Annotated in this window: 12 protein-coding genes; 8 read left to right on the top strand and 4 right to left on the bottom strand. The window is 69.0% G+C overall.

Annotation, left to right across the window (positions count from 1 at the left end):
- The 3 genes from ACT6Y9_RS04810 to ACT6Y9_RS04800 form a co-directional block, all read left to right on the top strand.
- The coding region (locus ACT6Y9_RS04810; RefSeq protein ID WP_443743684.1) for a RibD family protein at positions 1-315 on the top strand (315 nt) is incomplete at its 5' end.
- A gap of 5 nt (positions 316-320) precedes the next feature.
- Positions 321-938 (top strand): riboflavin synthase, encoded by a 618-nt coding sequence (locus tag ACT6Y9_RS04805; protein WP_295477747.1) that lies wholly within the window; start codon positions 321-323, stop codon positions 936-938.
- Positions 939-1141: 203 nt separating this feature from the next.
- Complete coding sequence (locus ACT6Y9_RS04800; RefSeq protein WP_443743683.1) at positions 1142-2233, top strand: NADH:flavin oxidoreductase/NADH oxidase; 1092 nt, start codon at positions 1142-1144, stop codon at positions 2231-2233.
- Positions 2234-2421: 188 nt separating this feature from the next.
- Here the strand turns inward: ACT6Y9_RS04800 and ACT6Y9_RS04795 are convergent, their stop codons facing one another.
- The 4 genes from ACT6Y9_RS04795 to ACT6Y9_RS04780 all read right to left on the bottom strand — a co-directional run bounded on the left by ACT6Y9_RS04795 (position 2422) and on the right by ACT6Y9_RS04780 (position 6757).
- Complete coding sequence (locus ACT6Y9_RS04795; RefSeq protein WP_443743682.1) at positions 2422-3645, bottom strand: ABC transporter permease; 1224 nt, start codon at positions 3643-3645, stop codon at positions 2422-2424.
- 4 nt (positions 3646-3649) lie between these two features.
- Complete coding sequence (locus ACT6Y9_RS04790) at positions 3650-4336, bottom strand: ABC transporter ATP-binding protein (RefSeq protein WP_295477739.1); 687 nt, start codon at positions 4334-4336, stop codon at positions 3650-3652.
- A 14-nt stretch (positions 4337-4350) separates the two neighbouring features.
- Entirely contained in the window at positions 4351-4806 is a 456-nt protein-coding gene (locus ACT6Y9_RS04785) for a hypothetical protein (protein ID WP_443743681.1), read from the bottom strand.
- Positions 4807-5005: 199 nt separating this feature from the next.
- Positions 5006-6757: an alkaline phosphatase gene (locus ACT6Y9_RS04780; protein WP_443743680.1), complete on the bottom strand. Its 1752-nt coding sequence runs from the start codon at positions 6755-6757 to the stop codon at positions 5006-5008.
- 440 nt (positions 6758-7197) lie between these two features.
- Between ACT6Y9_RS04780 and ribH the strand changes: the two genes are divergently transcribed.
- The 5 genes from ribH to ACT6Y9_RS04755 all read left to right on the top strand — a co-directional run.
- Complete coding sequence (gene ribH, locus ACT6Y9_RS04775) at positions 7198-7701, top strand: 6,7-dimethyl-8-ribityllumazine synthase (protein WP_295477727.1); 504 nt, start codon at positions 7198-7200, stop codon at positions 7699-7701.
- Positions 7702-7822: 121 nt separating this feature from the next.
- Complete coding sequence (gene nusB, locus ACT6Y9_RS04770) at positions 7823-8389, top strand: transcription antitermination factor NusB (protein WP_295477724.1); 567 nt, start codon at positions 7823-7825, stop codon at positions 8387-8389.
- A 222-nt stretch (positions 8390-8611) separates the two neighbouring features.
- Positions 8612-9616: a thiamine-phosphate kinase gene (gene thiL, locus ACT6Y9_RS04765; RefSeq protein WP_295477721.1), complete on the top strand. Its 1005-nt coding sequence runs from the start codon at positions 8612-8614 to the stop codon at positions 9614-9616.
- Between the two features lie 3 nt (positions 9617-9619).
- Positions 9620-10159 carry a phosphatidylglycerophosphatase A family protein gene (locus ACT6Y9_RS04760; protein ID WP_443743679.1) on the top strand — a complete coding sequence of 180 codons (540 nt, stop codon included), beginning with the start codon at positions 9620-9622 and terminating at the stop codon, positions 10157-10159.
- 43 nt (positions 10160-10202) lie between these two features.
- The coding region (locus ACT6Y9_RS04755) for a CinA family protein (protein ID WP_443743678.1) at positions 10203-10565 on the top strand (363 nt) is incomplete at its 3' end.

Genomic DNA, 10565 nt, shown 5'->3' with positions numbered 1-10565 from the left:
GCGGCCGGCGGCGAGGTGATCGAACTCCCGGCCGCCGGGAATCCCGGCCGCGTGGACCTCCCGGCGCTCCTGCGTGAACTCGCGCGGCGCGAGGTGAACGAAGTCCACGTCGAGGCGGGTCCGCGCCTCACCGGCGCCTTCATCGAGGCGGGGCTCGTCGACGAGATCCTCGCCTACGTGGCGCCCTGTCTTTTCGGCGCGGGGCTCGCCCCGGCCGACGTCACTCCGCCCGCCTCGCCCTCCGCGGCGAAGCGCTGGCACATCCATTCCGCCCTCCCGCTGGGGGGCGACCTGCGAATTCTCCTGAGGAGCTAAATCACATGTTTACCGGCATTGTTCAGGCCATCGGCAAGGTGCGCGAACCCGAGAAGTTGGGCAACGGCGTGCGCCTCACGATTCTCGCCCCCGAGCTCGGGCTCAACGACGTGCGCGTGGGCGACTCGATTGCCGTCAACGGCGCCTGCATGACCGTCGTGGAGGTGACGGAGCGCGAGTTCAAGATCGACGTCTCGGCCGAGAGCCTCTCGAAGACCACGGGCCTCGACACCTTCGGCGAGGTGAACCTCGAGAAGGCGATGCGCCTCTCGGACCGCATCGACGGCCACATCGTGAGCGGCCACGTGGACGGCGTCGGTCAGGTCGAGTCGATGGAGCCCGTCGCCGAGTCCTGGCGCCTCGTCGTGCGCGTGCCGCGCAAGCTCTCGCCCTACGTCGCCTACAAGGGCTCGATCACGATCAACGGCGTCTCGCTCACGATCAACAAGGTCGAAGATACGGCGCTCGATACGTTGGTCACGATCAACCTCATCCCGCACACCGTGCAGGTGACGACCTTGAAGCACCTCAAGGCGCAGAGCTACGTAAACGTAGAGATCGACACGATCGCCCGCTACGTCGAGCGCATAATGTCGCTCAAGGATGACGACGCGCTTTTCTAAGGGAAAAGAAGCTCCTTCATTCCTGAAGTGAACGATTGCGCGCCCGCGGAGGCCTCCCGGACCAGACGGAGGGGCTTCCCGAGCGCGCTTTTTGTTTGGGCCCGCCCTCCGTCCCCGGGGGCGGACGGACCCGAGAAGACGAAAAGCAGAACAAGACGCGCCCGGCCGGAGAAGCCCTCCGCCGGAGCCCAAGGGAAAGATAAATGGAGACGATGCTTTTTACGCCGATGCAGTTGGGGCCCCTCACGATCCCGAACCGCATTTCGGTGCCGCCGATGTGCATGTACAGCGCCAAGAGCGGCGTCGTGCAGCTCTTCCACAAGATGCACTACGGGCACCTTGCCGCTTCGGGCGCGGGCCTCGTGTGCATTGAGGCGATGGCCGTGACGCCCGACGGGCGCATCACCGACAGCGACCTCGGCCTCTGGTCCGACGAGTGCGAGCAGGGACTGCGCGAGCTCATCGCCCTGATGCGCGAGATCGAGCCGGGCTGCAAGGTGATCGTGCAGCTCAACCACGCCGGCCGCAAGGGCAGCGTCACGCGTCCCTGGGACGCGCCGCAGCGCGCCGTCGAGCCCATGGACGGCGGCTGGCGCGTGCGCGCGCCTTCGCCCGTTCCCTTTGCGCCGGGCTATCCGACGCCGCGCGTGTTCGACTTCAAGGAGTGCGGCGAACTCGCCCTCGCCTTCGGCGATGCCGCGGCGCGCGCCGTGCGCGCGGGCGTGGACGGCATTGAGATCCACATGGCCCACGGTTATCTGATCCATCAGTTCCTCTCGCCCCTCTCCAACCAGCGCATCGACGAGTACGGCGGCGCGCTCGACAACCGCATGCGCTTCGCCCGCGAGGTGATGAACGCCGTGAAGTCGGCCGTTCCCGAAACGACCGCCGTGGGTCTGCGCGTGTCGGCGACCGACTGGGAGCCCGAGGGCTGGACGCTCGAGGACACCGTGAGGCTTGTGAAGCTCGCGAAGTCCCAGGGCCTGCACTTCGTGGACGTCTCCACGGGCGGCAACACCCCGGACGCGAAGATCCCCGTGGGGCCGGGATACCAGGTGCCCTTCGCGAGCCGCGTGAAGGAGGAGACCGGCATGCCCACCTTCACCGTGGGCCTCATCCGCGACGCCTGGCAGGCCGAGACGCTGCTGCGCGAGGGTGCGGCGGACGTGATCGACATCGGCCGCGGGATGATCGACGATCCGCACTGGGGCTGGCACGCCGCGAGCGCGCTGCACGTGAAGGAGGTCCCGAGCCTCGTCGTGCCGCCGCAGTACCTGCGCGGCCTCTCCTACTGACGCGCCGCATCGCCGCCTCCTTTTGAAGGGGGCGGCGCGGCTCACGCGGACCACGTCGCCTCACCTTCAGTGAGGCCGCGTGGTCCTTTGCTTTTCAGGGATGGAAAGCGGGGGAGCGGCACCCGGTCAGCGCAGGCCCTTGGCGTCCCGAGGGCCGGACTCCGGAGGCGAAGGCCCCGCGCCCGTCCTCAGGTCATCTTGGCGCGCCCCGCCGCCCAGGCCGGAACGAGCGCGCAGAGGGCGCCCGCGGCGAGCGTGAGGAGGATGGGGAGCGCCTCCGCCCGGCTGAGTGCGGGCGCCATGACGATGCCGGTCTCGTCGGCGAGCCAGGCCGCGCACCCCGAAGCGATCGCCCAACCGATGAGCAGTCCGCCGGCCGCGCCCGTCACGACCACCGTCATGACGATGAGCCAGATGAGGGCGCCCACGTAGCGCCGCGGCGCACCGAGGACCCGGAGCTGCAGAAGCGTCGGGAGCCGAAGCCGTCCGAGGAGCACCCCGGTGATCAGGGTCGCCGCGAGGGCGACGGCGAGCGTGAGCGCGGTGATGAAGGAGAGCGCGCGGGCGGCGCTCCCCATCGAGGCGTAGAGATCCACGAGCACCTCGCCCGAGAAGACGCCCATGAGGTTCACGACGGCGCCCTCGGGCGACGTGACGGACATCGTGGAGAAACGCTGCCGCAGCCGGTACGCGTCGGCGACCGAGACGGGCTTCACCACCACCGCGGACATGCCGGGCAGATGCGTGAGGTCCTCCTCCATCCAGTGCTCGAGCGGCTCGCGGCCGTGCGCATGGTCGTCCTCGTGCGCGTGCATTGACCAGATGCGCTCGATCGGAACGAGCACCGCCCGGTCCCAGGGCGTGCCCGTGGCGGGCATCACGCCCACGACCCGGAAGGACGCTGCTTCGTGCGCGTGACCCGCGCCTGCGGCGCGCCCGTGCATCGGCGTGAACGCGTCGCCCACCTTGAGGCCCGAACCCGCGCCCGCCACGGCTTCGTCGGGGGCGGCGAAGACGCGGCCCGCGCTGAGCGGCCGCTCGCCCCCGAGGGTCGCCATCGCGCGCGTCGTGCCGACGAGCGGAGAGTCGCCCGTGCGGTCGCCGAAGGCGACGGGGGCTGCCCAGCGCACGCCCTTGGCGTTGATGAGGGAGGAGAGCGCGGGCGCCGGGACGAGTCCGAGAGGCTCGTCGCGCAGATAAACCGTGCCGAGAAGGAGCGACGCGGAGCTGCCCTTCGCGCCCACGAGGAGGTCGAAGTCGTCCGCGGCCGCGGCGCTCGAAGCGCGCAGCATCCGCTCGGTGAGGCTCGTCGCGAGCGCGAGCGAGAGGGCGAGCGCAAGCACGAGCGCCATGCCGAGGATCACGCCCGCGGAGCGGCGCAGTTCGCTTTTGAGGAGCATTGCGACGTGCATGACATCACCTCCGGCCGGAAAGGTCGATCAGCCGCCCGTCGGCGACTTCGACGAGGCGCGGGAGCTCCAGGAGCACGCGCTCGTCGTGCGAGACGAGGATCAGGGTGGCGCCGAGCGTGCGTGCGGCTTCGAGGAGCGCCTCGACCGCCTCGGCGGCGCGCAGCCGGTCGAGGCTCGCCGTCGGTTCGTCGGCGAGGATCACCTGCGGTTCTGCAAAGAGCACGCGCGCGAGGGCCGTGCGCTGCATTTCGCCGCGCGAGAGGAGCCGCGCGCGGGTGTCGGGCCGCACGCCCCGCGCTTTGAGGAGTCCCCGGGCGCGCACGTGGTCTTCGCTCCTGAGCGCGCGGGTGAAGGTCGTGGGCAGCAGCACGTTCTCCTCGGCCGTGAGGTCCTCGAAGAGCCGGAAGTCCTGAAAGAGGAACCCGCAGTGCTCGCCGCGCCAGCGGTCGCGCGCGGACTCCGTGAGCAGCGAAAGGTTCACCGCGCCCCAGCGCACGGCGCCGCGCGTGGGCGTGAGGATCCCGGAGAGGAGCTTCAGAAAGGTGCTCTTTCCCGCGCCCGAGGCGCCGCGCACGCCGAGCACCGCGCCTTCGGGGAGCGTGAACCCCGAGGTGGAGAAGATGAGCCGCGTCTCCTCGCCGTCCGGCACGCGCAGTTCGGTTTCGGGGAGCGTGAGGTCGAAGTCCGCCATCGCCCGTTCCTTCGTCAGACGACCTCGAAGTGCGCGTTCACGATGCGCACGAGGCTCACGAACTCGGTCTCCTCGTCGGTGCGGCTGCCGAGTTCGAGGGTGCCCGTGACGGCGATCAGCTGGTTGCTCTGCACGAATTCCTGCTTCCGGCCGAGGTAGACCACGATGATGCTGTCGGGCCAGTCCGCGTCGGTGTTGCAGAAGGGACAGAGGCTCACCGGGCTCTTCGTGAGGACGAGGAAGTCCGCGTCCGCCTTGAGGGGCGGGGCCATGAAGCCGAGGATCGTCGTTTCGCGCCCGGCGAGGCTCTTGAGCTTTTCGGAAAACTTGATGCCGAGGACGGAGACGCCCGCGTACATCTCGTCGAAGGCGAGGTTGGGCTTCGGGGCCGCAAGGGCCGCGCGGGGAAGTGCGGCGGCGGGCGCGAGGGTCGCAAGGGCGAGGCGGGTGAGGAGCTGGCGGCGGAGCATGCGAGTTCACATAGGGAGAAGAAGCCGAGGCGGAGCGCCGCCTTCCTGATGGGGAGGAAGCGCTCCGCCTTGAGCGTGAGTCGGGGTTCGGGGGGCGGACCGGGAGCTCTTCCGGAGGGCGGACGCCGGGGCGCTTTCGTCTCCCCGTCGCCCGTCTTGGAAGCGCTTGCGACGTTCCGCGTCCCGCCCCTGCCGGAGATCAGTGACCGAGGGCGAGGGCGTCGGCCATCACGCGGAAGATCTCGGTGGAGTTCATGAAGCCCTTGATCTCCTCGGACTTCGGACCGCGCGCGGTGACGACGAGGTCGTCAACCGTGTGCACGCCCTGGGACTCCTTGCGCGGGAGGTTGCCTTCGACGAAGTGGCCGCCCTCGACGTTCTTGTACTCGGAGTCGGCGACGTACTCACCCTTTTCGTTCTTCACGGTCGGGTTGAAGGTCTTCTCGGGGAAGGGACGGTAGGTCTCGTAGTAGTCCGGGTGCGCGCCGAAGAAGACCGCGAGGCGCTTCGAAGGCGCAAAGTCGTCGGGGAACCCGTCCTTGTCCTTGTCCTCGTAGTTGGGGTAGCCCGCGTCGGCGTAGACGCCCACCTTCTCGCGCATGTCGCGGCCGGGCTTGTTGTCGTCGACCGTGCCCGCGACCGAGATCGAGTGCGTGTGGTCGCCCGTCACGATGAGGAGCGTGTCGGGGTGCTCGTCCACGTACTTCTGCGCGCGTTCGACCACCTTGTCGAAGGCGATCGTGTCGCCCACGGAGCGCGTCCAGTCGAGCGGGTGGGAGAACTTGTCCACGAGTCCCGCCTCGAGCATCAGGAAGAAGCCCTCCTTGTTCTGTTCGAGGACCTTCACCGCGGCGTCGAAGCTGTCGGTGAGGTCGGGCTGGTTGGGGAACTTCTTCACGGTGTTGCCCTTCCACTGGTGGCGGTCGATCCAGCCGTCCATGTTGCCCGTGTGGAAGAGGCCGAGGAGCTTCTGCGGCGCCTTGCCCGCAACGGCGCCGTTGAGCTCCGTGCGGTCGGTGACGAACTTGTAGCCCGCGTTCGTAAAGAGGTCGATGTAGTTGGTCGAGTCCTTGCGCTTGGAGCCGGGGGTGCCCTGCGGGAGGAAGTACGCGGAGCCGCCGCCGAGGATCACCTCGGGCTTGACGTCCCAGAACATGCCGACGATGTCGGCCTTGTCGGCGCGGCGGCGCGTGTGCGCGACCACCGAGGCGGGGGTCGCGTCCTCGATCTCGGCGTCCGAGACGACGCCGATCGCCTTGCCGGTCTTGCGGCGCAGCAGTTCGGCGATCGTTTCCTGACGCGGGTCGTCCTGCGAGGCCTTCGTGCGGTCGGCGTAGACGCCCAAGGCGTTCACGGAGGACTTGTGGCCCGTCATGTAGGCCGAGGCGGTGTTGGCGGAGTCCGCAGCGATCGTGTCGACGGAGCTCGTGCCGAGGAGCGCCATGTGCGGCATGTCGTCCATCGCAAGGGGCGCCTGGTACATGCCGTTCTTCACGCCCTTCGAGAGGATGCGGGCGGCCGTACGGTGGCCGACCGAAAGGCCGTCGGCGAGCAGAATGATCACGTTCTTCGCCACGGGCTTCTTCGCCGTGGTGTAGAGATCCCACTCGGCGCGCATTTCGCCTTCGGGGCTCTTCACGACGACCGTATAGCGGCCGGGCTTCTTGATCTCGACGTCGCGCATGATGATCGCCGAGCCGTCGGCGTCGATTTCCTGAGCGAGGTAGATCTCGTCGCCCTTGAGAACCTTCTTGTAGTCCGCGCCGTTGATCTCGATCGAGACGTCCTTGCGGGCAGCGACCTTGTCGAGCTCGACCTTGAAGTCGAAGCGCGCGTTCGTCATGAAGCGGGCCTGATCGACCGGGTAGATCTGGGCGGCGTTGGCGGCGCCGCAGGTCGAGGCGGCGACGAGGGCCGCAAGGGCGGCCTGGGTGAGGAGAGTCTTCTTCACGGCGAATGATTCCTGTAGGTGTTGCCGGAGGGGCGGCCGCAGCAGGCGTGAAGGGGCGCGGCCGTCGTTGGGAATGGCTTTCACTCTAGGGAGCGCGCATGAAGCGCCATTGACGGCGGCGTGACGCGTCGGTGAAGTTTCTCGGGCGCGCCGTCACGGCTTCGTCATGAAGGGGGGGGGCTTCCCGCACCGGCGCAAACCGCGCGGCGCCCGGGGGCGCAGCGGCTCGACGGAGGCCGCCTGCGGTAAAATCAAGAATTCAGCATGCGGTGCGGTGGCGGGGCGGAGGGCTTCGCCGACGGCGCCGCCTCCGGCAAAGCCCCCGACGGGCGCGCCGAGAAATTCCAGCAATCCGGGCGTGCGCGGACCGGAGGCCGGCTCGAAGGAGTCCGGCGCGTCCGGCGCGCACGCGGCCTGCCCGTTCCATGAAGGAGAAGCAAATGGCAGTTGACATCATTCCGACCTCGACCGACGGCACCGATCTGCGCATCGGCATTGTGGTCTCGCGCTTCAATGAGTACGCCGGCCGCGGCGAGTTCGAGTTCTGCATGGACGAGCTGCGCAAGCTGGGCGTCATGGACGAGGACGTGACGAAGGTCTCCGTTCCCGGCGCGCTCGAGATTCCGTTCGCCCTCATGAAGCTCGCGCAGACCCAGGAGTACGACGCCCTGATCGCGTTGGGCGCCGTGATCCGCGGCGAGACCTACCACTTCGAGCTCGTCTCGAACGAGTCGGGCGCGGGCATCACCCGCATCGGCCTCGACTATGAAATTCCGATCGCCAACGGCGTGCTCACGACCGAGGACGACGACCAGTGCCAGGCCCGCCTCGAGATGAAGGGCCGCGACTGCGCGCGATGCGCCGTCGAGATGGCTAACCTCGCCAAGGAGTTCGTCACCGCCGACGACTTTGAGGAAGAGGACGAAGACGACCGCGAGGAATAATCCCCGCGCGGACCGTTGATGCGCGTGCGCGTCCGCCCTTCGGGGAGCGGACGCACGCGCCCGGGCCGCGCTAAAATGCGCGGCTTTTCCTTCAGGGAAGTATTTTTTCAGGAATCGCACGATGTCAGAAGCGCAAAAGTCCCGTCATCAGCTCCATTCGTCGCGCCGCCTCGCGCGCGTCTTCGCGCTCCTCGGCGTCTATGAATGGATCGCCGATCCGGAACTCACCGCCGCGAAGATCACCGAAGGCCTCGAGTCGCTCATCGAGGACGAGGACGGCGGCCCCGTCGAGGGCGCCGGCGTCACGACCGCGGACTGGGCGGTCTGCGACCGCGAGCTCTTTTCGACGCTCCTCTCGGGCGTCGTCGCCCAGCACGCGGCGCTCGAAGAGGTCTTCGCGCCCTTCGTGGACCGCGATCTGAAGCGCGTCTCGCTCGTCGAGCGCTCGATTCTCTTCCTCGGCACCTACGAGCTCATGCACTGCCCGCAGACGCCCTACCGCGTCGTTCTGAACGAGGACGTCGAGCTCGCCAAGCGCTTCGGCAGCGGCTACCGCTTCACGAACGCCGTGCTCGAGCGCGTCGCCGAGAAGGTCCGCGCGGCCGAGTTCGCCGACGATCATGCGAAGCGCGCCGCCGAGAAGGCGACGAAGGCTGAAAAGGTCGAGAAGGTCGAAAAGGCTGAGTGAGCCGCCGGGTGTCCCCCTGAGGGACGCCGTCCGATCTGAAGGAGGAAAGGCCGTCCGTCGTCCGCGGGCGGCCTTTCGGCGCACTCCGGCCCTTGAAAATCTTGTTTCAGCCGGTGCGGCGCCGACGAAATATGATGATGCCTGTCGGAAGGAGGGCGGGCCGGATCCTCAGGGTCTGCGCCGCCGCCCTCCGAACTTGATTGGGGAGGCGAGTCGAACAAAATGCCGCAGAGAGGCGAATTCCAGATCATCGAGAAGTTCTTCACGTACCAGAGCTTCGGCGCGTGGAAGAGCGCCGGCGTGGGCGACGACTGCGCGATCATCGACACCGGCGCGGGGCGGCTTGCCGTCACGTGCGACATGATGGCGCTCGGCACGCACTTCCTGCCCGACGCCGACCCCGAGGACGTGGGCTACAAGGCGCTCGCCGTCAACCTGTCGGACCTCGCGGCCGCAGGCGCCGTGCCCCGCGCCTTCTTCCTGTCGATCGGGCTGCCGCGACGCGACGACGGTTGGCTCGCCGACTTCTCGCGGGGCCTGATGGCGCTCGCGCACGAGTCGGGCTGCGCGCTCCTCGGGGGCGACACCACCCGCACGCCCGAAGTCGAGGGCAGGCGCGCTCCCGTGACGATCAGCATCACCGCGATGGGGGACCTCCCCGCCGGCATGGGCCTCACGCGTGCGGGCGCGCGCCCGGGCGACGACGTCTGGGTGTCGGGCACGCTGGGCGACGCCTACGCGGCGCTGCAGTGCCGCTGGGGCGCCTGGGAGGTGATGCCCGACCTCGAGCCCGCACTCTTCGCGCGCATGGACCGGCCGACGCCGCGCGTCGCGCTCGGGCAGGCGATTCTCGGAGCGGCCTCGGCCTGCGCGGACGTCTCCGACGGCCTCCTCGCGGACCTCGGCCACATTCTCGAGCGGAGCGGCTGCTCGGCCGAAGTCGACTGGGACCGCATCCCCGTCTCGACGGCGCTGCGTTCGCTCACCATCGCGCGGCAGCACGAGGCGGCCCTCACCGGGGGCGACGACTATGAGTTGGTCTTCACCGCGCCGGCCGCAGCCGCGGAGCGCATCTACGAGGCGGGACTCAGAACCGGCACGCCCGTGACGCGCATCGGGCGCATCGTGCCGCGCACCACGACCTCGGTCGTCGTGCGCGCGGGCGACGGCGCGCTCGTTCTGACGCCCTCGGTCGGATTCGACCACTTCGCCCCCGGAGAAGAGTAGCTGATGATCGGCAAGTACGACCCCGCCAACCCCGCCAACCGGGTGCGCCTCACGCCCCGGTGGGCCTTCTCGTCTCCGGCGCACGCGCTCGCCGTCTTCTTCGGCGCGGGGCTGCTGCGCCCGGCGCCGGGCACCTGGGGCACGCTCGCGGGCGTGCTCGTCTACGGACTTCTCCACTCCTTCATCCCGACGGCCGGCTGGATCGTCCTCACGGCGCTCCTCTTCGCGGCAGGCTGCTGGGCGTGCGAAAAGTCCGGGCGCGACATCGGCGTCTGCGACCACGGCGGCTTCGTCGTGGACGAGGTGACCGCGGTCTGGGCGCTCTGCATCGCGCTCCCCGCGGGCTGGGGCTGGTGGGCCGCCGCCTTCGCCACCTTCCGGCTCTTCGACATCGTGAAGATCTGGCCGGGGTCGTGGATCGACCACCGCGTGAAGACGGGCTTCGGCGTGATGTTGGACGACCTCGTCGCCGCGCTTTACGCCTGGGCGGCGATCCAGATCCTGCTCGCCCTCTACTGGAGCGCCGGACGGCTCGCCGCCTGACGCCCCGCCTATCTCCTCCGTCTCCTTCATCGGCGAGCCTCCCATGAACCTTGAAAAGACCCAGACTCCGTCCGCAGCCGCGCAGCTCAGAAGCCGCGCCGAGCTCGCCGCGGAGATCCTCGGGCGGCGCGCGGGTGAGTCGCGCCGCATGATCACTACGGCCGAGAGCCTCACCGGAGGGCTCGTCTCCGAGCTCATCACCTCGGTCCCGGGCTCCTCGGGGTGGTTCGACCGCGGCTTCGTCACCTATCAGGTCGCCGCGAAGATCGAGATGATCGACGTGCCCGCGGAGACGATCGAAGCGGCGGGCGTCGTCTCCGAACCCGTCGCCGAGGCGATGGCGCGCGGAGCGCTCGCCTCGAGCCTCGCCGACCTCGCCGTCGCCCTCACCGGCGTCGCCGGCCCC

Source organism: Sutterella sp. (assembly GCF_052272535.1).
Classification (GTDB): Bacteria; Pseudomonadota; Gammaproteobacteria; order Burkholderiales; family Burkholderiaceae_F; genus Sutterella.
The sequence above is the reverse complement of the archived record's forward strand: the minus strand, read 5'-3'. Positions and strand labels throughout refer to the sequence as shown.

Coding starts and splice junctions, on each gene's coding strand:
- ACT6Y9_RS04805 (WP_295477747.1), top strand. CDS start 321: ATGTTTACCGGCATTGTTCAGGCCATCGGCAAGGTGCGCGAACCCGAG.
- ACT6Y9_RS04800 (WP_443743683.1), top strand. CDS start 1,142: ATGGAGACGATGCTTTTTACGCCGATGCAGTTGGGGCCCCTCACGATC.
- ACT6Y9_RS04795 (WP_443743682.1), bottom strand. CDS start 3,645: ATGCACGTCGCAATGCTCCTCAAAAGCGAACTGCGCCGCTCCGCGGGC.
- ACT6Y9_RS04790 (WP_295477739.1), bottom strand. CDS start 4,336: ATGGCGGACTTCGACCTCACGCTCCCCGAAACCGAACTGCGCGTGCCG.
- ACT6Y9_RS04785 (WP_443743681.1), bottom strand. CDS start 4,806: ATGCTCCGCCGCCAGCTCCTCACCCGCCTCGCCCTTGCGACCCTCGCG.
- ribH (WP_295477727.1), top strand. CDS start 7,198: ATGGCAGTTGACATCATTCCGACCTCGACCGACGGCACCGATCTGCGC.
- nusB (WP_295477724.1), top strand. CDS start 7,823: ATGTCAGAAGCGCAAAAGTCCCGTCATCAGCTCCATTCGTCGCGCCGC.
- thiL (WP_295477721.1), top strand. CDS start 8,612: ATGCCGCAGAGAGGCGAATTCCAGATCATCGAGAAGTTCTTCACGTAC.
- ACT6Y9_RS04760 (WP_443743679.1), top strand. CDS start 9,620: ATGATCGGCAAGTACGACCCCGCCAACCCCGCCAACCGGGTGCGCCTC.